Annotated in this window: 22 protein-coding genes and 1 riboswitch; of the genes, 6 read left to right on the top strand and 16 right to left on the bottom strand. The window is 70.3% G+C overall.

The window, feature by feature from the left end:
• Positions 1-169: 169 nt before the first annotated feature.
• Together ACH5AF_RS23015 and ACH5AF_RS23010 are read right to left on the bottom strand one after the other, a co-directional pair.
• The gene (locus tag ACH5AF_RS23015) at positions 170-1,150 is read right to left on the bottom strand and encodes a DMT family transporter (protein WP_398903731.1); all 981 of its coding nucleotides are present in this window, start codon (positions 1,148-1,150) and stop codon (positions 170-172) included.
• Between the two features lie 164 nt (positions 1,151-1,314).
• Positions 1,315-2,331: an EamA family transporter gene (locus ACH5AF_RS23010; RefSeq protein ID WP_398903728.1), complete on the bottom strand. Its 1,017-nt coding sequence runs from the start codon at positions 2,329-2,331 to the stop codon at positions 1,315-1,317.
• 157 nt (positions 2,332-2,488) lie between these two features.
• On the opposite strand from ACH5AF_RS23010, the gene ACH5AF_RS23005 reads away from it, so the two are divergent.
• Positions 2,489-2,917: an SRPBCC family protein gene (locus tag ACH5AF_RS23005; RefSeq protein ID WP_398903726.1), complete on the top strand. Its 429-nt coding sequence runs from the start codon at positions 2,489-2,491 to the stop codon at positions 2,915-2,917.
• Between the two features lie 51 nt (positions 2,918-2,968).
• On the opposite strand, the gene ACH5AF_RS23000 is transcribed toward ACH5AF_RS23005, so the two are convergent.
• Complete coding sequence (locus ACH5AF_RS23000) at positions 2,969-3,571, bottom strand: PadR family transcriptional regulator (RefSeq protein ID WP_398904114.1); 603 nt, start codon at positions 3,569-3,571, stop codon at positions 2,969-2,971.
• A 137-nt stretch (positions 3,572-3,708) separates the two neighbouring features.
• On the opposite strand from ACH5AF_RS23000, the gene ACH5AF_RS22995 reads away from it, so the two are divergent.
• Entirely contained in the window at positions 3,709-4,530 is an 822-nt protein-coding gene (locus tag ACH5AF_RS22995; protein WP_398903724.1) for a PhzF family phenazine biosynthesis protein, read from the top strand.
• 40 nt (positions 4,531-4,570) lie between these two features.
• On the opposite strand, the gene ACH5AF_RS22990 is transcribed toward ACH5AF_RS22995, so the two are convergent.
• Entirely contained in the window at positions 4,571-5,368 is a 798-nt protein-coding gene (locus ACH5AF_RS22990) for a CPBP family intramembrane glutamic endopeptidase (protein ID WP_398903723.1), read from the bottom strand.
• A gap of 183 nt (positions 5,369-5,551) precedes the next feature.
• On the opposite strand from ACH5AF_RS22990, the gene ACH5AF_RS22985 reads away from it, so the two are divergent.
• Positions 5,552-7,351 (top strand): substrate-binding domain-containing protein, encoded by a 1,800-nt coding sequence (locus tag ACH5AF_RS22985; RefSeq protein WP_398903721.1) that lies wholly within the window; start codon positions 5,552-5,554, stop codon positions 7,349-7,351.
• A 129-nt stretch (positions 7,352-7,480) separates the two neighbouring features.
• Here the strand turns inward: ACH5AF_RS22985 and ACH5AF_RS22980 are convergent, their stop codons facing one another.
• Positions 7,481-8,989 (bottom strand): glutamate-cysteine ligase family protein, encoded by a 1,509-nt coding sequence (locus ACH5AF_RS22980; RefSeq protein WP_398903719.1) that lies wholly within the window; start codon positions 8,987-8,989, stop codon positions 7,481-7,483.
• A gap of 488 nt (positions 8,990-9,477) precedes the next feature.
• On the opposite strand from ACH5AF_RS22980, the gene ACH5AF_RS22975 reads away from it, so the two are divergent.
• Positions 9,478-10,068: a hypothetical protein gene (locus ACH5AF_RS22975; protein WP_398903717.1), complete on the top strand. Its 591-nt coding sequence runs from the start codon at positions 9,478-9,480 to the stop codon at positions 10,066-10,068.
• Positions 10,069-10,378: 310 nt separating this feature from the next.
• Positions 10,379-10,585, top strand: a complete 207-nt coding sequence (locus ACH5AF_RS22970) for a DUF5999 family protein (protein WP_398903715.1) — start codon at positions 10,379-10,381, stop codon at positions 10,583-10,585.
• Between the two features lie 80 nt (positions 10,586-10,665).
• Here ACH5AF_RS22970 and gcvP read toward each other — a convergent pair whose 3' ends face one another.
• Entirely contained in the window at positions 10,666-13,551 is a 2,886-nt protein-coding gene (gene gcvP, locus ACH5AF_RS22965) for an aminomethyl-transferring glycine dehydrogenase (protein WP_398903714.1), read from the bottom strand.
• Positions 13,552-13,733: 182 nt separating this feature from the next.
• Positions 13,734-13,831: riboswitch (glycine riboswitch) on the bottom strand.
• A gap of 114 nt (positions 13,832-13,945) precedes the next feature.
• On the opposite strand from gcvP, the gene ACH5AF_RS22960 reads away from it, so the two are divergent.
• Positions 13,946-14,326 (top strand): PRC-barrel domain-containing protein, encoded by a 381-nt coding sequence (locus ACH5AF_RS22960; protein WP_398903712.1) that lies wholly within the window; start codon positions 13,946-13,948, stop codon positions 14,324-14,326.
• Positions 14,327-14,569: 243 nt separating this feature from the next.
• Here ACH5AF_RS22960 and ACH5AF_RS22955 read toward each other — a convergent pair whose 3' ends face one another.
• The 10 genes from ACH5AF_RS22955 to ACH5AF_RS22910 all read right to left on the bottom strand — a co-directional run bounded on the left by ACH5AF_RS22955 (position 14,570) and on the right by ACH5AF_RS22910 (position 24,637).
• Positions 14,570-16,012 carry a DNA polymerase IV gene (locus tag ACH5AF_RS22955; protein ID WP_398903710.1) on the bottom strand — a complete coding sequence of 481 codons (1,443 nt, stop codon included), beginning with the start codon at positions 16,010-16,012 and terminating at the stop codon, positions 14,570-14,572.
• Between the two features lie 103 nt (positions 16,013-16,115).
• Positions 16,116-16,712, bottom strand: coding sequence for a MerR family transcriptional regulator (locus tag ACH5AF_RS22950; RefSeq protein ID WP_398903708.1), 597 nt, complete (start codon positions 16,710-16,712; stop codon positions 16,116-16,118).
• Positions 16,713-16,886: 174 nt separating this feature from the next.
• Positions 16,887-17,360, bottom strand: a complete 474-nt coding sequence (locus ACH5AF_RS22945) for a bifunctional nuclease family protein (protein ID WP_215186202.1) — start codon at positions 17,358-17,360, stop codon at positions 16,887-16,889.
• 53 nt (positions 17,361-17,413) lie between these two features.
• Entirely contained in the window at positions 17,414-18,157 is a 744-nt protein-coding gene (locus tag ACH5AF_RS22940; protein WP_398903705.1) for a MerR family transcriptional regulator, read from the bottom strand.
• A gap of 46 nt (positions 18,158-18,203) precedes the next feature.
• Complete coding sequence (locus ACH5AF_RS22935; protein ID WP_398904112.1) at positions 18,204-19,166, bottom strand: FHA domain-containing protein; 963 nt, start codon at positions 19,164-19,166, stop codon at positions 18,204-18,206.
• A 61-nt stretch (positions 19,167-19,227) separates the two neighbouring features.
• Positions 19,228-20,067 carry a DUF881 domain-containing protein gene (locus ACH5AF_RS22930; protein ID WP_398903704.1) on the bottom strand — a complete coding sequence of 280 codons (840 nt, stop codon included), beginning with the start codon at positions 20,065-20,067 and terminating at the stop codon, positions 19,228-19,230.
• 5 nt (positions 20,068-20,072) lie between these two features.
• Positions 20,073-20,405 carry a small basic family protein gene (locus tag ACH5AF_RS22925; RefSeq protein WP_064068997.1) on the bottom strand — a complete coding sequence of 111 codons (333 nt, stop codon included), beginning with the start codon at positions 20,403-20,405 and terminating at the stop codon, positions 20,073-20,075.
• Positions 20,402-21,322: a DUF881 domain-containing protein gene (locus ACH5AF_RS22920; RefSeq protein ID WP_398903702.1), complete on the bottom strand. Its 921-nt coding sequence runs from the start codon at positions 21,320-21,322 to the stop codon at positions 20,402-20,404. Before ACH5AF_RS22920 ends, ACH5AF_RS22925 begins: the two co-directional genes overlap by 4 nt.
• A 98-nt stretch (positions 21,323-21,420) precedes the next feature.
• Entirely contained in the window at positions 21,421-23,916 is a 2,496-nt protein-coding gene (locus tag ACH5AF_RS22915; protein ID WP_398903700.1) for a sugar phosphate nucleotidyltransferase, read from the bottom strand.
• Positions 23,917-24,028: 112 nt separating this feature from the next.
• A complete protein-coding gene (locus ACH5AF_RS22910) occupies positions 24,029-24,637 on the bottom strand; it encodes a CDP-alcohol phosphatidyltransferase family protein (protein WP_398903698.1) in 609 nt (202 codons plus the stop codon).
• Positions 24,638-24,845: the final 208 nt, after the last annotated feature.

Below are 24,845 nucleotides of genomic sequence, written 5' to 3'. Positions count from 1 at the left end.
CGCCGTCCGCCCGCCGCCGGGTGCCCGCACCGATCGGGCGCGCAGGGGGCGTGCCGCGTGCCGGAGGCACGCCGCCTCCGGCGAGGCACGGGCCGGGCGCGGGGCCGACCCTGGACTGCCGGCCCCGCCACGCCCCCTACCGGAACACCCGCCGCCCGAGCCGCCCGGTTCATGCCGTGGCCATCGCCCGCCTGCGTACCGCCGCGACCCGTGCCTCCGCCACCGCGAGCCCCGCCACGGCGGTCAGCAGGAGCAGCGTGCCGACGACCGTCGCCGGCGTCAGCCGCTCGTCCAGCAGCGTCACCGCGATGACGGCCGCGCCCACCGGCTCCAGCAGCATGATCACGGAGACGGTGGCGGCGCGGACCACGGCGGCGCCCGCGAAGTACAGCGCGTAAGCGAGCGCCGTGGGCACCGCCGCGACGTAGACGAGCAGCCACGCCACCCTGGCCGGGTCGGCGGTGTGCGGCAGCAGTCCCTCGGCGAGCGCCATGGGCAGCAGGCCGACCGAGCCGATGGCGAAGGCCCACGCCGTCGTCGAAAGCGAGTCGCCACCGCCTCCGTCCCGGCCCAGCCATCGAGTGAGCAGGGTGATCGCGGCGTACCCGGCCGCGGAGAGCAGGGCGAGCACGACCCCCAGGGGCCGTACGGTGCCGTCCTCGCCGCCGAGGACCAGCACGCCGAGCCCGGCGAGGGCTCCGGCCACCGCGAGAGTGCCGCCGCGGCCGAGGCGTTCGCCCATGGTGAGCCTGGCGCCGACGGCGATGAGCACGGGCCCCGCGCCGAGCGTGACCACCGTTCCCACGGCGAGACCGGTCGCCCCCACGGCGGCGAAGTAGGCGCTCTGGAAGAGCGTCAGCCCGGCACCGGTGCCCGCGATGCGCAGGAACCTGCGCCCGCGGGACTCGGGGACGGCCCGGAGCGCGGGGGCCGATGCCCGCCGGCGTGCCCGTACCGCCAGGACGGCGAGCAGCAGCAGGAGTCCGCCCGCGCAGCGCCAGAAGGACAGCGCGAGCGGACCGAGGTCGCTCACGCCGAATACGAGGGAGGCCGCGGCGCCGGCCGTGCCCCAGGCGACGCCGGCGAAGACGAGATAGACGAGGCTCCGTCCGACGGGCACGCCGACAGGAGCTGCAGAGGAATTCGACACGTGACTTCTCCGTGTGGAGGACAGGGGATGAGGGGTCGCTCGGCTCCGTCACGCGGGCAGCGGCGAACCGCTCGGGGGCACCCCGATCCCGGTCCTCGTCGGAAAACGGCCGCCCGCGCTAGGCGGCAGGCGGCGGAAGCACAGTCGAATGCATGATCGCCACACTACGGGGCGGGGTGTCCGGCGGACAACTCGCCGGCGGAGGCGCTCTCCCCCGCGCCGGTCCGGACCGACTCCGGCCCACCCTCGGCGACCGGCCCGGACGGCGCCTTGGGCGCCTGTGACTGGGCGATGAAGGCCCCGATCAATACCACCGCGCCGCCGGCGATCTGCGGGGCCGACAGGTGTTCGCCCAGCAGTACCCAGGCCAGCACGGTCGCGACGACCGCCTCCAGACAGGCCACGACACCGGCCACTTGGGGGGAGAGCATGCGTACCGAGACGACGCCGGTGACGTACGCGAGCACGGTCGCGATCAGCACGATCCAGCCGAGCAGCAGGGCCGCGGGCACCTGTGTGCCGTCCATGTCCGCGGCGCCCGCGAGCAGCGACCAGTCCATGCCCCAGGGCCCGGCCACGACAGTGAGCACGGCCGCGCCGACGAGGAGACCGTAGGCGATCACGCCCAGCGGGTCGGGTGCGTCGTGGCTGTCGCCGCCCTGGTCGGAGAGCACGAAGTAGCCGACCTGGCAGCACGCGGCGCCGAGCGCGAGCAGGAGTCCGAGGGCGTCGAAGCCGAGCCCGGACCAGACCTCCACGACGCAGGCGAGTCCGGCTGCCGCGAGGAGGACGCCCACGACCGCGGCGCGGGTCACCGGGCGCCGCTGGACGAAGCGCACCCAGCCGAGCACAAGAGCGGGCGCCAGGTACTCGATGAGGAGCGCGACGCCGACGGGGATGCGCGAGATCGCCGCGAAGTAGCAGGCCTGCACGCCCGCGACGGCCAGCAGCCCGAAGCCCGCGAGCAGGGCGGGCCTGCGCAGCACGAGGGCGCGATGACGCCAGGCCAGCGGCAGCATGACGAGGGCGGAACCCGCCACCCGCAGCCACACCACATGGAGCGGGTCGAGCCCACCCTCGATCAGCGGCTTGGCCGCGACTCCCGACCCACCGAAGGCGAAGGCCGACCCGAGGGCGATGCCCAGGCCGGCGCTTCTTCCCGAACCCGAAGACGTGCGCATCCCGACATGATGTCAGGGCGCGTCAGGACCGTCACCCCCGTTACGCATGTCGAGACGCCGCCGCGACCGGCACGATCTGACAGGTCATCAGTATTGAATGTTCGCGCACCCGCGGCTACGTTCCCGGCACCGTAACCCGACCGGAAGGGGTGGCCACATGGCCGAGGTCAGCGCGGAGGCACGCATCGAGGCGCCGGCGGCGAAGGTCTGGGCCCAGCTGACGGACTTCGACTCGTACGGCCGGTGGAACACCACGCACACCAGCTTCCCCAAGGGCGGCCCCGAACCACTGGAGACCGGCGCCGTGTTCACCGAGAACATGAAACTGATGGGCTTTCCCGCCGAGGTGACCTGGACGATCGAGGAGCTGGAGACCGAGCGGGTGCTCGCCATCAAGGGCAAGGGGCCGATGTCCGTTAACGTCGGCACGCGCTACGCGCTCGCGCCGGACGGCCCGGCCACCACGGTGCGCATCGACGGCGAGTTCACCGGAGCGGCCGTCTCCCTCATGGCGGGCAAGCTCACGGACTCGGCGACGGCGGCCCTCAACGAGTCGCTGCGCAGGCTGGGCGGACTGGTCACCTGAGCACGCGCGAGGGGCCCCGCGGCGCGAGGTCCCTCGCTGCCGGCGTTCGGCTCAGTGCTCGTCGGCGAGGATGAGGTAGAGCTTCTTGCGGGCCTCGTTGATGACGGCCACGGCCTTCTGCCGCTGCTCGGCGTTCCCCGTCTTCCAGACCTGGCCGAACGCCTCCATCAGCCCGAAGCCGGCCTGACGGATCTCATTGACCGTGTCCCAGTCGATGCCGCGCCCGGCCTCCTCCCACGGCGCCTCCGGACCCGTCTCGGCCTCGGCGCGCCCCGAATCGGTCAGCGTGAACAGCTTCTTGCCGCCCTCGCTCTCCGAGACGATCAGCCCCTCGTCCTCGAGCAGCTGAAGCGTCGGGTAGACCGAGCCGGGGCTGGGCTTCCAGGCACCGCCGCTGCGCTCGGCGATCTCCTGGATCATCTCGTAACCATGCATCGGACGGTTCTTCAGCAGGGCCAGGATCGAGGCGCGCACATCGCCGCGCCGCGCCCTGCCCCGGCCGCCGCCGCGCCCCCGCCCGCCGCCGAAGGGTCCACCGAACGGCGGCCCCCAGGGCCCGAACGCCGCACGCCGGCCCTCCCATTCGCCCCGACCCTGATGTCCGGGCCCGCAGTGCCCATGGCCCTGACCCTGTCCGTGTCCATGCGAACGCATCATTACGCTCCTTCCATCGTTGATCTGTCGCGATGCCTCAACGATATATCGGAACCTGTCGCATGGAAAGCCCTTCGTGTCCAGTGCTCCCCGATTGGCCTTGGCCTGCGGCGTTGCGCGGCCTCTACGGTCACGGCATGCGGATTCGAATCGTCGACGCCTTCACCGACCGTCCCTTCGCCGGAAACCCGGCCGGAGTGCTGCTGCTCGACTCCGGCGGATTCCCCGACGACCCCTGGCTCCAGAACGTGGCGGAGGAGGTGAACCTCTCCGAGACCGCCTTCGCCCACCCCCTGCCCGCCGGCGGCGGCGCCGACTGGGCGCTGCGCTGGTTCACCCCTGCCGCCGAGGTCGACATGTGCGGGCACGCCACCCTCGCCACCGCCCACGTCCTGCACACCACGGGTGCCTGCGGCGGCACGGTGCGCTTCAGCGCACGCTGCGGCATCCTGACCGCCACGGCCAACGACGACGCGACCGTCACCCTCGACTTCCCCACGTCGCCGCTCACGCCCGTCCCCGTCCCGGACGGCGTCGCGAAGGCACTCGGCGCCGAGGTCCTGTCCGCCCACGAGACCGGACCGCACGTCGGCGATCTGCTGGTGGAGCTGACCGGCGAACGCACGGTGCGCTCACTGGCGCCGGACCTGGCGGCCCTCGTGTCGCACTCCGAGCGGGGCATCATCGTGACCGCGCCCGCCGAGGACCCCTCGGCGGGTTACGACTACGTGTCGCGTTGCTTCTTCCCGCGCCTCGGCATCGACGAGGACCCCGTCACGGGGAGCGCGCACACCGCGCTCGCGCCGTTCTGGTCCGCGCGCCAGGGCCGCGACGACCTGACCGGGCTCCAGGCATCAGCCCGTTCGGGCCTGGTCCGCACCGCACTGCGCGGCGAGCGCACCCTGCTCACGGGCGGCGCGGTGACCGTCATCGACGGGCAGCTGCTGACGATGCCCTGACGCGGCACCGGGGCGTGCGGCCGGTGCCGTACGCCCCTCGTCAGCAGCTTTCGCGGCCTGCCGGCGTGGGCAGCCAGCACACGTGGCCCGCCAGTAGCCCGTAGCCGACGAACGCCACGATGTCGAGCAGCGCATGCGCCGCCACCAGCGGCCCCACCCGGCCCCAGCGCCGGTACAGGAGCACGAAGACCACGCCCATCACCATGTTGCCGACGAAGCCGCCGACACCCTGATAGAGGTGGTACGAGCCGCGCAGCACCGAGCTGGCGGCGAGCGCAGCCATCGGAGACCAGCCCAACTGCCCCAGCCTGCGCAGCAGGTAGCCGACGACGATCACCTCCTCCAGCACGGAGTTCTGGATCGCCGAGAGGATCAGCACCGGGTACTTCCACCACACGTCCGGCAGCGATTCGGGCACGACGGTGAGATTGAACCCCGCGGCGCGCGCCACCAGATAGAAGGCGAGCCCGGCACTGCCGATGCCCGCGGCCACGAGCGTGCCCCTGCCCAGGTCCGACCACGGCCTGCGCCGGTCGAAGCCGATCGCCCCGAGTCCGGCGCGCTCACGGACCAGGAAGTGCGCGACGAGCAGTACGGGCACCAGCGCGGTGGCGATCCCGAAGAGCTGCCAAGTGAGATCGAGCCACGGCCGGCCCGGCGCGTACGACGAGTTGAGCGCCGCCGCCTGGTCCTTCAGCCCCCCTGGCTTCGTCAGCGAACCGACAAAGCTGATCAGGGCCGAGACCCCGCTCGCACCCAGCGACAGGGCGAGGACGAGCACCATCTCGGACCGCAAGATCTTCCGCGGCACGCCCTCCCGGGGAAGAGAATCGGCCATGCCTCCGGCCTCCGCCTGCACAACTGCCTCCAGTTCGCCAATCCCGCCTCGTCCCCACCCTCGTCCCGCTAGGGTCTCGAATGCAGGTACGAAGATCGTGCGCGACAGGCCGGGGGACACACGTCATCGGGATGACGCGTGTCCCCTTTTCCTTGCACACCGCACAAGGAGGGGCACCACCGCATGGGACGTCACAGCTTGCCCGACGCCGACGCGACGGAGGGAGGCAGGTCCCGTCCCCGCGTACGCCGCCGCACGATCGCCATCGCCACCTCGCTCGTACTCGGCGTCGTGGCCGGAGCGGGGGCGGCCGTGCAGAGCGGCCTTCTCTCCTTCGCCGGTTCCTGCGAGGACTCCGCCGTCCGGATCGACCTGGCCGCCTCCCCCGACATCGCGCCCGCGGTGCAGGAGGTCGCCGACCGGGCCCGCGAGGAGGGCGTCAGGTCCGACGGCCAGTGCATGGACGTGCGCGTCGTCGCCCGCGAGAACCACGAGGTGGCGGAGCTGCTGGCGACGGGGTCGAACAGCCCCGACTACGAGGTCTGGCTGCCGGACTCCGACATCTGGGCGGAGCGCATCCGGGGCACCGGCGACGGCGTGCCGCTGACACCGGCGGGCAACGTCGCCGAGACCCCCGTCGCACTGGCCACCGTGCCGTCCGCAGGCGCCGAGCTGGGCTGGCCGCGCAGCACGTACACGTGGGCGGATCTCACCACCGCGGCGACGGCGACGGACGGCGTCCGCCTCGGCTCGGCCGACCCGGCGCACAGTGCCACCGGGCTGCTCGCGCTCACCAGCGTCTCCCGCTCCGCCCTGCGCACGGGCGCCCCGGACACGGACACGGCTGTCGCGGCGACGGCCAAGCTGCTGTCCCAGCGGGTGTCGGACACGGACACGGAGGTCGTGAGCACTCTCGCGCGCGCCGAAACGGGCGAGGCGGCCGGTGATCCGGCCCGCAACCAGGCCGTCTACCTCAGTGAGCAGGCGGCGTTCGCGTACAACGCGGCGGCCGGTGACGGCATCCCCGACCTGCGGCTGTTCTACCCCGAGGACGGCAGCCCGATGCTGGACTACCCCTACGAACTCGTCGACGAGACGGACCTGTCCACCGACGAGAGCCGCGCGGCCACCCGCTTCATGGCGCTGCTCACCGAGCCGCAGTCACGCGCGGTCCTCACTCGGCGGGGATTCCGCATGCCGGACCGGCCCGTGGACGGGGCGCTGGTCCGTGCGGCGGGCGGCCTGGCGCCACAGCCGTTCACGGCGGAGGGAGCGGCCGCCGAGCCGCCGCCGCGGGACGCGATCCAGCAGACGCTGGGGATGTGGACCATCACCGTGCGGAGCGCCCGCCTCACCATGGTCGTCGACGTCTCGGGGTCGATGCAGACTCCGGTGCCCGGGCGGGCCACGCAAACGAGGCTCGATGTCACCAGGGCCTCGCTGCAGAAGGCGCTGGACCAGTTCACGCCCGAGGACGAGATCGGCCTGTGGGAGTTCGCGACCGGGCTCGACGGCCCGAACGACTACCGCGAGGTGGTGCCCACGGACCCACTGGGCCCGGCGGACAGGCCCGGTACGCAGCGGGCCCGCCTTTCCAAGGCGTTCGACGACCTCGCTCCCGTGCCCAACGGCGCGACGGGCCTGTACGACACCACGCTCGCGGTCTACAAGAAGGCCCAGGACACATATGTGAAGGACAAGTTCAACGCACTGGTCGTGCTCACCGACGGGTCGAACCAGGACCGGTTCAGCATCAGCCGCAGCAATCTGATCACCGAGCTGAACCAGCTGAGCAATCCCAACACCCCCGTACCGTTGATCGCCATCGCCATAGGGCCCGAGGCGGACCTTCAGGAAGTGGACGAGATCGCCAGGGCGACGGGCGGAGTCGGCTACCAGGTCAGCGACCCGGTGGAGATCACGTCGGTGATCCTCGAGGCGATCATGACGGTGGGGCAGAAGAGCCGCACGACCGAGAGCTGAGGCGCGGGCCGGCCGCGGCGCGGGCCACTCGACCCCCGCGGTCCGCCGCCGGCCTTGCCCAGGCCGTGGGCCGCTCGACGGCAGTCAACTGGCCCCGGCCAAGGGCTGCTCGACCGCCGTCGCCCGCCCTCACGCGTCGCTGCCCGGGAACCCCACGGGCCAGGTGTGCACCGGCTGCCCTTCGCGCATCAGGTCGCGGTAGCGCCGGGTGGTCGCCGCGAGCGCCGCATGCCGTTCCAGGCCGGCCTCCAGCGCATGGTGGAACGTTTCCGCCTGCCACGAGGCCCCGTTCATCCTGCGCCTGCACCGCTCCTCGATCATGCCGAGGTACAGGTCGCGGTCGGCCGGCTCGATGTTCCACGCGTCCAGACCCGCCGCGGCGAGCGGGAGCAGTTCATCGCGTACGAGTTTGACGACGGGCACGCGGGTGACGCCTCCGCGGCCGGGACGCGGCCACAGCAGTTCGGCCTCGATGCCGTGACGGCAGGCGGCCTCGAAGTTCTCGTGGGCCGCCGCGAAGGGCAGCCGGGACCACACCGGCCGCGCTTCCTCGGCCAGCGCCCGTACGAGTCCGTAGTAGAAGGCCGCGTTGGCGACGACATCGGCGACCGTCGGCCCCGCGGGAAGGACCCGGTTCTCCACGCGCAGATGCGGCACACCGTCGACGACCGCGTACACCGGCCGGTTCCAGCGGTAGACGGTGCCGTTGTGCAGGGCGAGCTCCTGGAGCCGGGGGACGCCGCCGTCGTCCAGCACCCGCAGCGGGTCCTCGTCGTCGCATATCGGAAGCAGCGCGGGGAAGTAGCGCAGGTTCTCCTCGAAGAGGTCGTACGCGGAGTTCACCCAGCGCTCACCGAACCAGGTACGCGGCCGGACGCCCTGGGCCTGGAGCTCGGGCGGGCGCGTGTCGGTGGCCTGCTGGAACAGCGGCGGCCGCGACTCGCGCCACAGCTCCCTGCCGAAGAGGAAGGGCGAGTTGGCCCCCACGGCGACCTGGACGGCCGCGACCGCCTGCGCCGCGTTCCACACGTCGGCGAACCGGGCCGGCGTCACCTGCAGATGCAGTTGCACCGAGGTGCAGGCCGCCTCGGGGGCGATCGACGCCGAGGTGCAGGTCAGTCTCTCGACGCCCTCGATGTCGAGCGTGAATTCCTCGCCCCGTGCGGCGACGATCTGATCGTTGAGCAGGGTGTAGCGATCGACGTCGGAAAGGTTGGCGGAGACGAGATCCTGCTGTCGCAGGGTCGGCAGAATTCCGATCATCACGAGGCCGGATCCCACGTCCGCGGCCCTGCGGTCAGCATATCCGAGGCCGGTCCGCAACTCTTCTGCCAGCTGATCGAACACGTGCCCGTCCAGCCGGTGCGGAACGATGTTTACTTCCAGATTGAACATTCCGAGCTCAGTCTGGAAATCCGGACTCGAGATGCGGGAGAGCACTTCCGCATTCACCATGCGCGGCGTCCCGTCCGAATCGGCGAGATTCAGCTCTATCTCCAGCCCCATGAGATTCCTGGGCCGGTCGAACCTCTTCTCCGCCAGGAGCCGCCCCAGTCCCGCGAGGCACTGCTGCAGCTTGCGCCGGTACCGTTGCCGATCGGACAGGTCGAAGGCGCCTGCCACGATCTTCTCCCCCATCGAAGCGTCCCTCCTCGAGTGGGCAGCCACGCAGCGTGGGCCGCTCGTGTCACGGACGATAATGCCCAGACTCTTTGATCTGTAACGCCCGTGCGGCAGGTCCGCTGTCGATAGGCTTGGACTGAAGCACGCAGGCGGCACATTCATCCGGCACTTCCGTCGGCGTGATGCGGCGGTCACTTTCCGGGACGGGCCGGCTGTCAGGCACCGTCTGCATTCGGCCTACCGCACCGTGGCGAAAACCCCAGGCCGCGGCGTCGACGACCTGGAAAAGAGGTCAGAAACCGCTTGCTAGCGGTCTGGAATTCGCCTTGCGGGAAATGCGCGCGACGGCTAGCGGAAACAATGTCTGAACACGGGTCGTATAAACTCTGCGGATGGGCCGGGATCGGCGCCAGGTGGTCTTCCGGCCCCGCGCGGCCCGTACGCCGACAGTGCCGTCCGCATCTCCCCGCATCACGTGTCTCTTGAGTGAGAGGCGACCCATCATGCCGCTGCATGTCCCCCCGGCCCCCGCGCCCGCCCTGCGCAGCGTTCTCGCAGCACTCGGTTCCCCCACGGCCGTCCGTGAGGCTCCGACACCCGCTCTGCGGTCCATCCAGGGACCCCTGAGCCCCGAACTGCCGCTTCCGGTCCATGTGCTGGACCGGGTCGTGCCGAGCGGCAGCGCTCCGTACACACGGCTCGCCGGCTGGCGGTTCCTGATCCGCAGCGGCGATCGTGCCGTGGCCGCCGCGGACACCAGACTGACACCAGACGGCTGGGTCTTCTCGCACTTCTTCGAAGGCCCCTATATCGGTTCCACCGAACGTGCGCTGCGCCAGGCCGAGGCTATGGGATCGCCTTTCCAGCCGCGGCTGCTGTCCGTACCGGAGCTGTACATGCTCACCCTCTGGCTGCATCGCGAGATCGACGCGGACGCCTCCGCCGGCACCCTCCAGCCGACCGACGTCCTGGTGCCGCTGGCACCGGCTCCGCCCGGCATCGCAGCCCACCGGCCGCACCAGGTCGCCGATCTGGTGCCACTGCTGACCCTGCGGCTGAGTCCTGAACCACTCTTCGACTCCCCGGCCGCCTGACCGCGCCACCGATCCTCGACCCTTTGCGCCCCGCGACCGACCGGTCGCGGGGCGTACTGGTGGCAGGCACATGGTCCAGCCGGACTAGCCCCACCGGGCCACTGCGAACCATCCGAAAGGACAGCCCGGTTGCGCTGAACCGTCCGCGCGGGTGACGCGTCATGAATCAGTAGGAAGAGCTGCTGTGAAATCCCTGCGGATCGACGCCCGTGGGGGAACACTGGGAGACGGACCGACAGATACGGGGGCGGCCATGAACAGCTCATCGAGCCGCAGGACATTCACCACATCGCAGCGAAAGAACCCATCCATGTGCCAGCACCAGCCAGCCTGTCCCACACCCGACTCAGCCGACCGAGAGGCGGCACGCCTGGTGGCCCACCACCCGGAGCAGGGCTGGAGCCTTCTGTGCAACGGCGTCCTCCTCTTCGAGGACACCGGCGAACTGCTGCCCGACGGGCAGGTCATCGCCCCGCACCGGCCCCCTGAGAAGGGCACGGTGATGACGGCCGCGTAACGCGGTCGCGAACACGACCAGGGGCCGGCCGGAGAGTTCCTCCGTACCGGCCCCCATCCATGCGCGCCGAAGCCCAGGGGTCAGTTGTCGTACTCGTCCAGCGGCGGGCACGAGCAGACGAGGTTGCGGTCGCCGAAGGCACCGTCGATACGGCGGACCGGCGGCCAGTACTTGTCCGCGGCGCTCACACCCGCCGGGAAGACGGCCTCGTCACGGCTGTAGGCGTGGTTCCACTCGCCGCCGAGCGCACCCGCGGTGTGCGGGGCGTTGCGCAGCGGGTTGTCGTCCGCGGGCCACTCGCCCGACGCGACTTTCTCGATCTCGGCACGAATGGCGATCATCGTGTCGCAGAAACGGTCGAGTTCGATCAGGTCCTCGCTCTCCGTCGGCTCGATCATCAGCGTCCCGGCCACCGGGAACGACATGGTGGGCGCGTGGAAGCCGTAGTCGATCAGACGCTTGGCGATGTCGTCGACGCTGACGCCGGTCGCCTTCGACAGCGGCCGCAGGTCGACGATGCACTCGTGGGCCACCAGTCCGGCGGGGCCGGTGTAGAGCACCGGGTAGTGCGGCTCCAGGCGCTTGGCGATGTAGTTCGCCGCGAGCACCGCCACCTGCGTGGCCCGCTTGAGTCCCTCGCCGCCCATCAGCCGGACGTACGCCCAGGAGATCGGCAGGATGCCGGCCGAGCCCCACGGCGCGGCCGAGATCGGGCCGACGCCCGTCTCGGGGCCCGCCGCCGGCTGCAGCGGGTGGTTGGGCAGGTACGGCGCGAGGTGCGCGCGTACACCGACCGGGCCGACGCCGGGACCGCCGCCGCCGTGCGGGATGCAGAAGGTCTTGTGCAGGTTCAGGTGCGACACGTCGCCGCCGAACCTGCCGGGCTTCGCAAGGCCGACCAGCGCGTTGAGGTTGGCGCCGTCCACGTAGACCTGGCCGCCCGCGTCGTGCACCTGGGCGCAGATCTCGGCGACGTGCTCCTCGAAGACGCCGTGCGTCGACGGGTAGGTGATCATCAGGACGGCGAGCTCGTCGCGGTACTGCTCGATCTTGGCGCGCAGGTCCTCGACGTCGATCTCGCCGTCGTCGGCGGTCTTCACGACGACGACCTTCATGCCGGCCATCACTGCGCTGGCGGCGTTGGTGCCGTGCGCGGAGGACGGGATCAGGCACACGGTGCGCTGCTCGTCACCGTTGGCGCGGTGATAGGCGCGCACGGCCAGCAGACCGGCCAGCTCGCCCTGCGACCCGGCGTTGGGCTGGATCGAGACCTTGTCGTAGCCGGTGACCTCGGAGAGACGTTCCTCCAGCTCGTGGATGAGGGTCAGATAGCCCTCGGCCTGCTCGACGGGCGCGAAGGGGTGCATCTGGCCGAACTCCGGCCAGGTGACCGGCTCCATCTCCGTCGTCGCGTTCAGCTTCATCGTGCAGGAGCCGAGCGGGATCATGCCGCGGTCCAGCGCGTAGTCACGGTCGGCCAGCCTGCGCAGGTAGCGCAGCATGGCCGTCTCGGAACGGTGCTGGTGGAAGACCGGGTGGGCGAGGTACTCGTCGGAGCGCAGCAGCGCGGTGGGCAGGGCGTCGGTGCTCGTCGCGTCCAGCGCCTCGACGTCGCCCTCGACGCCGAAGGCCGACCACACGACCGCGACCTGGTCCCGGCCGGTGGTCTCGTCGCAGGCGACGGAGACGTGGTCGGCGTCCACCAGGTGCAGGTTGACCCCGCCCTCGCGCGCCGCGGCCACGACATCGGCGGCCCTGCCCGGCACCCGGAGCGTCAGCGTGTCGAAGAAGGTGCCGTGCACGACCTCCACGCCGCCGGCCCGCAGCCCGTCGGCGAGCACGGTCGCGTAGCGGTGGGTGCGCTCGGCGATGGCGCGCAGGCCGTCGGGGCCGTGGTAGACGGCGTACATGCCCGCCATGACGGCGAGCAGGACCTGCGCGGTGCAGATGTTGCTGGTGGCCTTCTCACGGCGGATGTGCTGCTCACGGGTCTGCAGCGCGAGCCGGTAGGCCTTGTTGCCGTCCGCGTCGACGGAGACGCCGACGAGGCGGCCGGGCAGGCTGCGGGCGAACTTGTCGCGCACGGCCATGTAACCGGCGTGCGGGCCGCCGAAGCCCAAGGGCACACCGAAACGCTGGGTCGTCCCCACCGCGATGTCGGCACCCAGCTCACCGGGCGAGGTGAGCAGCGTCAGCGCCAGCAGGTCGGCGGCGACGGTGACGATCGCGCCGAGCTCGTGCGCCTGCTCGATGACCGGCTTCAGGTCCCGTACGGCGCCGGAGGCGCCCGGGTACTGGAGCAGCACGCCGAAGACACCGCGCTCGGCGATCTGGGCCGGGATGCCCTCGCTGAGGTCGGCGGTGACGACCTCGACGCCGGTGGGCTCGGCGCGCGTCTCGATCACGGCGACGGTCTGCGGCAGCGCGTCGGCGTCGATCAGGAAGACGCCGTCCTTGACCTTGCCGACGCGGCGGGCGAGCGACATGGCCTCGGCGGCCGCGGTGCCCTCGTCCAGCAGGGAGGCACCGGAGGTGGGCAGGCCCGTGAGGTCGGCGACGACGGTCTGGAAGTTCAGCAGGGCCTCGAGGCGTCCCTGGGAGATCTCGGGCTGGTACGGCGTGTACGCGGTGTACCAGGCCGGGTTCTCCATGACGTTGCGCAGGATGACCGGCGGCGTGAAGGTGCCGTAGTAGCCGAGACCGATCATGGGCGCGAGCACCTGGTTGCGGTCGGCGAGCGAGCGCAGCTCGGCAAGGACGTCGGCCTCGGTGCGGGCGTCGGGCAGGTTCAGTGCCTCGGCGCTCTTGATCACATCCGGCACCGCGGCGGCTGTCAGCTCGTCGAGCGAGCCGTAGCCCACCTGCGCGAGCATCTTCGCCTGGGCAGCGGCGTCGGGGCCGATGTGGCGCTGCTCGAAGGGGGTGCCTCGCTCCAGCTGGGAGAGCGGAATGCGGTTGGCGGTCATGTGGGAGGCCTCCTGGTCATATGCGACCTGCGAGGGGCATCACGGCGCGGATGCCCGGACGGCCTCCCCCTCTGTCATCTCGAACCTGAGAGCTTCACCGGGGCGTCGCGGGACGACGCACCGGCTTTCACCGTCGGTGAGAGCGGATGCCGTCCGACGCCCGCCCTGCTTTCCAGAGTGACCTCGTCCGTGCGGTACAGGGGCCTGAGAGATTCCGGGGAGGATTTGCTCCTTCGGCGCCGCCGGTGGGATCACCGGTGGACTCTCCCGCACGGGGTCAACAGCCGATTGCCAGGGTACCAGCGCGTGCCTGCGGCGATCCCTCAAGTGGCCGTCACCCGAGATGTGCACTTTTGTAGTGACTGTAGAGCAGTCGCGACCAGCTGGAGGGACCGTGCAGACCGATATCGATCCGCGCAGCCTGATAGGCCGCAAGGCGTTCGACCGCGACGGCCACAAGATCGGGACCGTCGACGAGGTGTACCTGGACGACGCGACGGGCGAGCCCGAATGGGCGGCCGTCCGCACGGGCCTGTTCAGCAGGGACGCGTTCGTCCCACTGGAACCCAGTGAACTCGTCGACAACGCCCTCCACGTCCCCTACGAACGCGCCCTGATCAAGGACGCCCCGGACTTCGGCGTCGGCCGCCATCTCTCCCCCGAGCAGGAACTCCAGCTCTACCACCACTACGGCCTCGACATCTCCGCACCCCCGGCTCCGGCCCCGTCCTCCGGCGACCGCTCCTTCGGCCAGGTCGCGGGCCAGGAGGACTGACCCGGCGAGGCCGCCAGATCTCCGGGCACCGGCTACCGGGATCCCTGTGGCCAGGCCCCAGAGGCACTTCCCGACCCCGCACAGAATCCGGCGCTCCCGGCTGCCGAGGCCCGATCCCTCGCACGCACCTGCCGCCTCAGCCGCCCCCTGTCATCGGCGCTCCCCTCCCTCCCGCAGGGGAACGATCTCCTCGGCCGGCTCCGGAGGCCGACCGGCCCATCCGTGACCGCCTCCACCAGCCGGCTACGCAGGGCCGTCGGGCCGGACCAGCGGGTCGGCGGCGGAGATGGCGTCCGGCGCAGGGTCACCGGACCCCGGCGGCACCAGCGGCAGCGGGTCCGACGGCTCGAGGTCCGCGTCGCCGACGCGGAAGGTACGCACCCGGCCCGGCGCCGAACCCGGTTCCTCGAAGCGCACGGTCACGCGCCCCACACCGCTGCCCTGCACCCAGCCCGCCCCGTACACGGCATGCCTGACGTCCTGCCCCGCCGACCAGCGCCGCTCGGCGGGCTCGGCCGGAGCAGGCTCCGCCGGCACCGGCTCGCGCTCGGCGCCGTCCGGTTCACCGGCCGGCGGATCGGTTGCCGCCGCGGCCGACGCCGCCTCCTCCTCCGCAGCGGCCTGCGCGAACAGATCCTCCTGTGTGTAGTCCGTGAGCCCCGTGACGCCGACTCCGAGGAGCCGTACGCCGCCCGTCGTGTCCACGGATTCCAGCAGCCTTCCGGCGGCCTCACGCACCACCCCGAGGTCGTCGGTCGGCCCCCTGAGCGTCTCGGAGCGAGTCAGCGTCGAGAAGTCGTAGCGCCGGACCTTCAGGACGATCGTGCGGCCTGAGTGCCCGCTCGCCCGCAGCCGCTGCACGCACCGCTCCGCGAGCCGCTCCACCTCGATCCGCACCCGCACCCGGTCGTGCAGATCAACGTCGAAGGTGTCCTCCACCGACACCGACTTCGCGTCCCGCTCCGACACCACTGGCCGGTCGTCGTGCCCGAGCGCCATCCGGAACAGCGCGGCTCCGTGCGCCCTGCCCAGCAGCCGTACGAGTTCGTCCTCGCCCGCCTCCGCGAGGTCGGCGACGGTGGTCATCCCGGCGCGCCTGAGATGCTCGCCGGTCGCCGGACCCACACCGGGCAGCGTCCGCACGGACATCGGTCCGAGGAGCTCCCGCTCGGTGCCCGGCTCTATCAGGACCAGGCCGTCCGGCTTGGCCTGCTCGGAGGCGATTTTCGCCAGCATCTTGGAACCGGCGAGGCCGACGGACCCGGACAGACCGGTCGCCGCCCGGATGTCGGCGCGCAGCCGCTCCCCCGTCGCCCGTGCCGACAGCGGGTCGTCGGCCGCGCCGCCCGCCTCCAGGTCGACGAAGGCCTCGTCCAGGCTGAGCGGCTCCACCAGAGGCGACAGCCGGCCCAGCAGCTCCATGACCTGCTCGCTGACCGTGCGGTAGAGCGAGAACCGGGGCACCAGGTAAGCGGCGTTCGGCGCCAGCCGCCTGGCCTGGGCCATGGGCATCGCCGAGTGGACGCCGAAGCGCCGCGCCTCGTACGACGCGGTGGCCACCACTCCGCGCGGCCCGAGCCCCCCGACCACCACGGCCTTGCCGCGCAACGAAGGCTTCGCCGCCTGCTCGGCTGCGGCGAAGAAGGCATCCATGTCCAGATGCAGGATCGTCGGGGCGGTTCTCACACCACCGATGCTGCCCTACGGCACTGACAAAGCCGCTGCACAGCGGTGTGGAACGGCCCGCCACACATACACCGGACCGGGCGCGGCGACCGGGACCTCCGCGTCAGACGGCCCGGTCGCGCCTGCGCCTGGCCAGTTCGTCCGCGGGGTTGTTGCCGACCAGGGTCTCGCCGGTGTCGACGCGCTCGCCGTGCAATTGCGACAGAGCCGCCTCCACGTCACGCCACACGACGCCCACGGCGATCCCGAAGACCCCCTGACCGCCCTGGAGCAGGTCCACCACCTCGTCTGGCGAGGAGCACTCGTACACCGTCGCCCCGTCGCTCATCAGCGTCATCCGCTCGAGGTCGCGAAAGCCCCGGGCACGCAGATGCTGGACGGCGGCCCGGATGTTCTGAAGTGCGACGCCGGTGTCCAGGAACCGTTTGACGATCTTGAGGACGACCACGTCCCGGAAGCTGTACAGCCGCTGGGTGCCCGATCCGTACGCCGGGCGCACACTCGGTTCCACAAGGCCGGTGCGTGCCCAGTAGTCGAGCTGCCGATAGGTGATCCCCGCTGCCGCGCACGCGGTCGGCCCCCGGTATCCGATGGCGTCCGTGGTGGGATCGGCCGCGCTGTCGTACAGCGGATACGGCCCGCCTTCCACCGGACTGATTCCGGGGCCGCCCCCAGCCGTACTGTCGCCGCTGCTTCTCACGCCGACCTCCGTCCTTGACCTGCCACCTCGAAGGTAGGGAGTCACCAGGGGTGCGTCAACGATCGCCACACTCGGCACGCCGAGTGATAATCACCCTGAGAGTGGTTTCTCGTGCCCCGATCCCGGGAAAGGCTACTCGAATGTGCCGACGCCGGACGGCCGGCCGCTAGGGCCTCACTGGTTGCTGGAACCGAAGTCCTCGGGGGAGATCTGGTCGAGGAACTCGCGGAACTTCTCCACCTCGTCCTCCTGCTCGTCCGGAATGGCGATCCCCGCGTCGTCGAGCACTCCGTCACTGCCGTAGATCGGCGTTCCGGTACGCAGGGCCAGCGCTATGGCGTCGGACGGCCTGGCGCTCACCTCGACCCCGCTGGCGAAGACCAGCTCCGCGTAGAACACACCCTCACGCAGGTCGGTGATACGGACCTCGGTGAGTTCCTGGCCCACCGCGTCGAGGACGTCCTTGAAGAGGTCGTGCGTCAGCGGCCTCGCGGGAGCCATGCCCTGCTGCGCGAAGGCGATCGCGGTCGCCTCCCCGGGTCCGATCCAGATGGGGAGGTACCGATCGCCTCCCACTTCACGCAGGAGCACGATCGGTTGGTTCGAGGGCATTTCGACCCGGACACCCACAACGTCGAGCTCGTTCACACAGCAACCCTAGGACGTGCGGATGAGGTTTGGGTAGTCGGGCTGGTCCAAGATCAGTGCAGCCGGACCCCGAGGGCGCTCTGCACCAGGGCCGCATGGAGCTTCACGGCCAGCGCCGCCAGCTCCCTCGTGGTGGCCTCCGCATGGGCCCTGGTCTGCGGATTACGGTGCCGACGCAGGGGCGTCACGACCTGCTCGACCAGCCCGGCGTCCCGCTCGGCGGACGCCTTCATGGCCCGCAGATGACGTGGCTCGAGTCCGAATCCGCCCAGCTCGGCGACGAGCCGGGCCACCGTCACCGACTCGGCGTCGTAACCGCCGCTCCCGTCGGCCGCGAGCAGGCCGTACGACTCCCACTCGGCCAGCTCCTCCTCGCTCACCTCGGCGGCGGCCAGGAGCTCGGCGCGGCCGACACGCCGGGCGGTGCGGCGCTCACCCTCGGCGCCGTCCACGCCGTCGAACAGCTCGCGCTGGGTGCCCTGGACGGGCAGCTGGACCTGCTCACCGCACTCGAGGGCCTCCAGCTGCTCGCGGATGACCCTGAGGGGAAGGTAATGATCGCGCTGCATCCGCAGGACGAGCGCCAGGCGCTCGACGTCCTGGGCACTGAACTTGCGGTACCCGGCCGGGGACCGGCTCGGCTCGACGAGCCCCTCGGCCTCCAGGAAACGGATCTTGGAGATCGTCACCTCGGGGAACTCGTCACGCAGCCGGGAGAGCACCGTGCCGATGCTCATCGGCCGGTCACCCGCGTCGGCGGCGCCGTGTCCGGCACCGCCCGTCGGTGTACGCAGCATGTACCTTCCCTGTGGGTGTCCCCCCGGACGGAGTCTGGGGGGCGGGTCAGGCGCCGCGCTGGCTCGCGTAGAACACCAGCCGGTACTTGCCGATCTGGACCTCGTCACCGTTCGAGAGGACCACGGAGTCGATCCGCTCGCGGTTGACGTACGTGCCGTTGAGGCTGCCGACGTCGGAGACGCTGAAGCTGCCGTCAAGGGCCCGGCGGAACTCCACATGTCGGCGTGAGACCGTCACGTCGTCCAGGAAGATGTCGCTCTGCGGGTGCCGGCCCGCCGTGGTCAGCTCACCGTCCAGCAGGAACCGGCTGCCCGAGTTCGGGCCACGGCGCACCACCAGGAGGGCGGAGCCGAGCGGCAGGGCGTCGACGGCGGCCTGGGCCTCGGGCGACAGCGACGGCAGCGCGGTCTGACCGGTGACCTCGGAGTCGTACGCCTCGATCCCGGAGATCGAGATGGTCGAGGTCGTCTCGGAGGCACGCTCGGCCGGAGCGCCACCGCGAAGCGGCGCACCGCAGTTGGAGCAGAACCGACCGGCCTCGGTGTTCCGGTGGCCGCACCTCGTACAAACCGGCAAACCCGCCATGGACGGATCCTCCTGCCGCGGTTGTCCCGCGTGGGGATTGGTCGCATACGGGTCGGAGACAAACCCTCCACCCGCACTTGAGGTTGATGGTTCCCCGAAACCTATGCGCCCGGCACCGGCAGGGTCAACAGACGACGCGCCCTGTCCGCCCGAATTGTCACCACTGGCGACCTCGTCACGGAACAGCGGTCGCTCGGCGCCCTGCTCCTCGCTCTGGCCGTGGCGCGGCGCGCGATGGCGGGCGTTGCCGTCCTCGCGTGCGCTCTTGCCGAACAACTTCCCAAACAACTTCACGGGCGTTTCCCCTTGACCGAAATAGACCCGCCCGTGGGGCAGGACGAACCCTGAACCAACACACCTGCCGATCCGGACATCCACACAACGTCCGTGACCACTCGACAGTTTCCACCACGCACCACCAATCCGGTGCGTCGCCCCCCTGCAATCCCCCGCCCCGGTCCGGCAGACCCCATGCTCCCCCGATTCACTGCGACGACGACCGAGCGTAGTCAGGCCGCTCCGCCGGTCGCAAGGCATCGACAATGATCTTCTCCGAACGGGCCACGACCGCCGTGGCCTGCTCCTTCTCCAGTGTCTGGACCACGCCACCAGGGATGTTGAGCGCCGGTTCCAGGTCCTGCGGTTTGCCGATGACCTTGAAGGTGTACGGGGCGCTGACGCGCTTGCCGTCGACCTCCATGTCACCGGCGGCACCGGAGAAGAACGTGTCCGCCACCACCCGGACGCCGTTGACCTGGATCGCCTCCGCACCGGCCGCCCGCAGCTCCTGGACCGCGTCGAGGAGCATGTCCGGCTCCACCGTGCCCGCCGGATCCGAGATGGTGAGCGTGATGCCCGGGCCCTGCGCGGCGACCGTACCGGCGAGGATGCCGAGCTGCTGCTCCTTCTGGAGCGTCTGCTTACGGGCCTCCTCGGCCTGGTCGGAACTGTTCTCCAGCTCGGTGCGCTGGTCCTCCAGACGCTGTTTCTCGTCCTCCAGACGCTGCGTACGGTTGTCGAGCTCGTCCAGGATGCGCACCAGGTCCTCCTGGCGCGCCCCCCGCAGCGCGCTGTCCTCGCTGGTGGAACGGACCTGGATGGCCAGGCCCAGCCCGAGCACGAACAGGAGCACGGCGACGATGAGTTGGGCCCGCGTCACGCGCAGCGGCCACACGGCCGCGCGCAACCGCTGCCGTCCGGTCTGCGACGCGCTCTCCTCCGCCTCGGGCGCGGACTGCTGCGCCGGCGCGGGCGGGGCGAGCGGCGGCAGGGGCGCGCGCCTCTGCTCCGGCGAACGACCATTGGGCTTCTCTTCGCTGTTCATGTTCGTCACGCCCGGAAGACATGCCGGCGGATCGCGGCGGCGTTGGAGAAGATCCGGATGCCCAGGACGACGACCACGCCCGTCGACAACTGGGCGCCGACGCCGAGCTTGTCGCCGAGGAACACGATCAGTGCGGCCACGACCACGTTCGACAGGAAGGAGACGACGAAGACCTTGTCGACGAAGATCCCGTCGAGCATGGCCCGCAGTCCGCCGAACACGGCGTCGAGGGCGGCGACCACCGCGATCGGAAGGTAGGGCTCGACCACCGCCGGCACCTCGGGCCGGATGAACAGTCCGACCACGACTCCCACGACGAGGCCCAGTACGGCGATCACGATGTGCCCTTCCCTGTGTCAGCCGTACCCGGCCCGCTGCCCTGCTCGGCACCGGGGGTCATCGGCTCTGCTGTACGTACGATCAAGCTGGGAGCCGCGGGCAATCGCACCGTCCGCTCGTCGGAAATGCTGAAGCGAATGCCGAAGTTCTCCTGCAGCGCGTGCAGATACTGCCCGTCGACGCTGTCCTGGAACGTGGTGCTCAGCTTGTTCGCCTTCCCCACCGCGAGCACCGTGTACGGCGGCACCAGCGGCCGGTTGTCGACCAGTATGGCGTCGCCCGCCGCGCGGATGGCCGACAGGGCCGTCAGCCGCTGCCCGTTGATGGCCACGGCTTCGGCGCCGGACTCCCACAGCCCGTTGACGACACGCTGCATGTCACGGTCGCGGACGCGGCCCGTATCCGCGAAACCGCTGCTCTCCCGGGGTCCGTCACCGCTCTGGTCGGTGCCTTTGGCGTCGTCGACGACGAGTTTCACGCCCGGCCCCTGCACCTCGGTGGCGCCGGCGAGCAGACCGACCAGCCCGCCCTGGTCCCCGCCCTGCGTTCTGAGAGCCCTGCGCTGACGCTCCTGGACGTCCTCGCGGAGCGTGTCGACGCTCTGCTCCAGCTCGTCCACGGCAGCGGTCTGCGCCTCGACACGGTCGATCAGGTCCTCGCGCTCCTTGGCCAGTACCGGTGCCGATATCCGCGCCTCCGCCGCACCGACCGTGACCACGGCGGCGGCCAGCACCAGACCGGCGGCGAGGCCGAGCTTGGCGCGCAGCGTACGGGGCAGTCCCTCGGCCCGGCGCGCGGCCGCCTCCGCGTACCCGTCGTCGAGGCTGTGCTCCATCACGTTCGTCAGCAGCGACATCGACGCGTCGGGACGCGCGAGTGGAGATCCTGTGCTCCGAACGGGGGGCTGCTGCGACATGCCGCACATCGTCGCATGTCGCAGCCCCTACCGCCGAATGGCCCCACCGGTGTGCCGGGCGACGCCGGGCAGCGGCGGCCGGCACACCGGTGTCCCTCTCAGCGTCCGGCGCTGTCCACGACCGAGGCCCACTCGTCGAGCAGGGCCTGCGCGGAGGCGTCATCGGGGCCTTCCGCCCACAGATGCGTGACCGCCTCGGCCGGGTCGGGCAGGACCATCACCCAGCGTCCGTCGGCCTCCACGACGCGCACACCGTCCGTCGTATCGACATGTCGATCACCGGCGGCCTCGACGACCCGGCGCATCACCAGGCCCTTGACCGCCCAGGGCGTCGCCAGATCCCGCTTGAGCACATGCGCCCGCGGGATCCGGGCGTCGATCTGGCTGAGCGTGAGCTGGGTACGGGCCACCAGGCCGACAAGCCGAACGAAAGCGGCGGTGCCGTCGAAGACACTGCTGAACTCGGGCACGATGAAGCCGCCGCGGCCGTCGCCGCCGAAGATGGTGGTGTCCTCCCTGCCCACACGGGTCAGGTCGTCCGGCGACGTCGTCGTCCACTCCACCTGGGTGCCGTGGTACGCGGCGACCTGCTCGGCGATCCGCGTGGTCGTCACGGGCAGGGCGACACGGCCGCTGCGCCGCTCGGCGGCCACCAGATCCAGCAGGACCAGCAGGGCCCGGTCGTCCTCGACGATGCGCCCGCGCTCGTCGACGAGGGACAGCCGCTCCCCGACTGGGTCGAAGCGGACACCGAAGGCGGCCCGCGCGGAGGCGACGATCTCACCGAGCCGCACAAGCCCCGACCTGCGCGCGTCCGCGGACTCGGTCGGCCGGGACTCGTCCAGACCGGGGTTGATCGTCAGCGCGTCCACACCGAGGCGGCCGAGGAGGCTCGGCAGGACAAGGCCGGCGCTGCCGTTGGACGCGTCGATGACCACCTTGAGCCCGGACTCGGCGATCCCCGAGGTGTCGACATTGCGCAGCAGAGAGCCCGTGTACGAGTCGAACACACTGGACGGGAAGTGCAGGTCGCCGATCTCCCCGGGGAACGCCCGCCGATACTCCTGGCGCGCGTACACACGGTCCAGCTTCCGCTGGCCGCCCTGGGACAGGTCCGCGCCCCGTTCGTCGAAGAACATGATGTCGACGGAGTCGGGCACACCGGGAGACGTACGGATCATGATGCCGCCCGCGCTGCCTCTGGCCGTCTGCTGTCGCGCCACGGGCAGCGGCACGTTCTCCAGGTCCCGTACGTCGATGGCGCTGGCCTGCAGCGCGGAAATGACGGCCCGCTTCAGTGCCCGGGCGCCGCGGGAGTGGTCACGGGCCGTGGTGACGGTGGCGCCCTTCTTGAGGGTCGTGGCGTACGCACCTGCCAGGCGTACCGCGAGCTCGGGCGTGATCTCGACGTTCAGGATGCCGGACACGCCTCGGGCACCGAACAGATGGGCCTGACCCCGGGACTCCCAGATGACCGAGGTGTTGACGAACGCGCCGGCCTCGATGGTCTTGAACGGATAGACCCGCACATTGCCCTGGACAATCGATTCTTCGCCCACCAGGCATTCGTCACCGATCACCGCACCGTCCTCGATGCGCGCTGCGCGCATGATGTCGGTGTTCTTGCCGATGACGCAGCCCCGCAGGTTGGCCTGCTGACCGATGTAGACGTTGTCGTGCACGACCGCCTTGTGGAGGAACGCCCCGGTCTTGACGACGACGTTGGAGCCGACCACCGTGTGCTCGCGCAGCTCGACGCCGGCTTCGACCTTGGCGTAGTCACCGACGTACAGGGGCCCGCGGAGGACCGCGTCGGGATGCACCTCGGCACCCTCGGCGACCCACACGCCGGGGGAGATCTCGAAGCCGTCGAGCTCGACGTCGACCTTCCGCTCCAGCACGTCGGCCTGCGCCTTCACATAGCTCTCGTGTGTGCCGACGTCTTCCCAGTAGCCCTCGGCGATATAGCCGTAGATCGGCTTGCCTTCCTTCATGAGCTGCGGGAAGACATCTCCCGACCAGTCGACGGAGACGTCGGGCTGGACGTAGTCGAAGACCTCGGGCTCCATCACATAAATGCCTGTGTTGACGGTGTCCGAAAAGACCTGTCCCCAGGTCGGTTTCTCGAGGAAGCGCTCGACCTTCCCTTCCTCGTCGACGATCGTGATTCCGAATTCCAGAGGATTCGGCACCCGCGTCAGACACACGGTGACAAGGGCGCCCTTCTCCTTGTGGAAGGAGATCAGGTCCGTGAGGTCGAAGTCGGTGAGGGCGTCACCGGAAATGACGAGGAAGGTGTCGTCCTTCAACGCCTCCTCTGCATTTTTCACACTCCCCGCGGTGCCGAGTGGCTTCTCCTCGTTGGCATAGGTGAGCTCCATTCCGAGCTCTTCGCCGTCACCGAAGTAGTTCCTGACGAGTGAGGCGAGAAACTGCACGGTGACGACGGTCTCGGTGAGCCCGTGCCGCTTGAGCAGCCGCAGCACATGCTCCATGATCGGCCGGTTGGCCACCGGCAGGAGCGGCTTGGGCATGCTCGAGGTCATGGGGCGAAGTCGAGTTCCTTCGCCACCGGCCATCACGACGGCCTTCATGTCGGAAGCGTCCTCCTTGAAGAGATGACGGTCCAGCCGACTTCACCCGCGCGAACAGACCCTCGGGTGGCATCCACGGCCGGCGACACTGCCGGTCACCGCGTCAACGGGGTCAATCGGCCGCTGCGTCCGCCTTGACGAGTCGGCGGACCTGAACCACATAGAGGATCCCTGCCCACCAATAGAGAGTTGTACCCCATCCGGCGAACGCCCATCCGAAAATCGCAGCAAGTGACGCCAGCCATCCCGTTCCGTCACTCAGGAGCAGCAAGGGGAAGGCATACATGAGGTTGAAGGTCGCCGCCTTGCCCAGGAAGTTCACCTGAGGTGGCGGATAACCGTGCCTGCGCAGGATGTACACCATCACGAGGAGCATCAGTTCCCGAGCGAGAAGTGCAGCGGTCAACCAGAGAGGCAGAATCTCGCGCCAGGTCAGTCCCACCAGAGTGGAGAGGATGTAGAGCCGGTCGGCGGCTGGGTCGAGGATACGGCCCAGGCTGCTGATCTGGTTCCATCGGCGGGCGAGCTTCCCGTCGAGATAGTCGCTGACCCCGCTCAGCATCAGAACGAGCAATGCCCAGCCATCGCTCTTGGGCCCGCCGAACTCGGGTCGAAGAATCAGCCACAGGAAGAGCGGCACACCCACCAGACGCGCCATGCTGAGGATGTTGGGGATGGTGAGTACCCGGTCCGTCTGGACGCGGGTCTCCTGGACCTCCACCCGGGGGCCTCCTGTGGGAACGTGCCGATGATGCTCCCCGACCTTACCCGCAGCCGCTCCCGCACTGAGCACAGGGTGGGCCGGAAGTCGATGCCGGGCCACCGGTGCATCCGGCCCGGAAACGCAGGAAAGCCCCGGAACGAGGTTCCGGGGCTTTCCCACAATGATTGTTCGGCGGCGTCCTACTCTCCCACAGGGTCCCCCCTGC

The organism is Streptomyces sp. NPDC018833, assembly GCF_044390825.1.
GTDB lineage: Bacteria > Actinomycetota > Actinomycetes > Streptomycetales > Streptomycetaceae > Streptomyces.
This window is presented reverse-complemented; position numbering and strand designations above follow the sequence as displayed.

Bases quoted from the DNA above. Each gene is read 5' to 3' on its own strand.
- ACH5AF_RS23010 (WP_398903728.1), bottom strand. From the start codon at position 2,331: ATGCGCACGTCTTCGGGTTCGGGAAGAAGCGCCGGCCTGGGCATCGCC.
- ACH5AF_RS23005 (WP_398903726.1), top strand. From the start codon at position 2,489: ATGGCCGAGGTCAGCGCGGAGGCACGCATCGAGGCGCCGGCGGCGAAG.
- ACH5AF_RS23000 (WP_398904114.1), bottom strand. From the start codon at position 3,571: ATGCGTTCGCATGGACACGGACAGGGTCAGGGCCATGGGCACTGCGGG.
- ACH5AF_RS22995 (WP_398903724.1), top strand. From the start codon at position 3,709: ATGCGGATTCGAATCGTCGACGCCTTCACCGACCGTCCCTTCGCCGGA.
- ACH5AF_RS22990 (WP_398903723.1), bottom strand. From the start codon at position 5,368: ATGGCCGATTCTCTTCCCCGGGAGGGCGTGCCGCGGAAGATCTTGCGG.
- ACH5AF_RS22985 (WP_398903721.1), top strand. From the start codon at position 5,552: ATGGGACGTCACAGCTTGCCCGACGCCGACGCGACGGAGGGAGGCAGG.
- ACH5AF_RS22980 (WP_398903719.1), bottom strand. From the start codon at position 8,989: ATGGGGGAGAAGATCGTGGCAGGCGCCTTCGACCTGTCCGATCGGCAA.
- ACH5AF_RS22975 (WP_398903717.1), top strand. From the start codon at position 9,478: ATGCCGCTGCATGTCCCCCCGGCCCCCGCGCCCGCCCTGCGCAGCGTT.
- ACH5AF_RS22970 (WP_398903715.1), top strand. From the start codon at position 10,379: ATGTGCCAGCACCAGCCAGCCTGTCCCACACCCGACTCAGCCGACCGA.
- gcvP (WP_398903714.1), bottom strand. From the start codon at position 13,551: ATGACCGCCAACCGCATTCCGCTCTCCCAGCTGGAGCGAGGCACCCCC.
- ACH5AF_RS22940 (WP_398903705.1), bottom strand. From the start codon at position 18,157: ATGCTGCGTACACCGACGGGCGGTGCCGGACACGGCGCCGCCGACGCG.
- ACH5AF_RS22930 (WP_398903704.1), bottom strand. From the start codon at position 20,067: ATGAACAGCGAAGAGAAGCCCAATGGTCGTTCGCCGGAGCAGAGGCGC.
- ACH5AF_RS22920 (WP_398903702.1), bottom strand. From the start codon at position 21,322: ATGTCGCAGCAGCCCCCCGTTCGGAGCACAGGATCTCCACTCGCGCGT.
- ACH5AF_RS22915 (WP_398903700.1), bottom strand. From the start codon at position 23,916: ATGAAGGCCGTCGTGATGGCCGGTGGCGAAGGAACTCGACTTCGCCCC.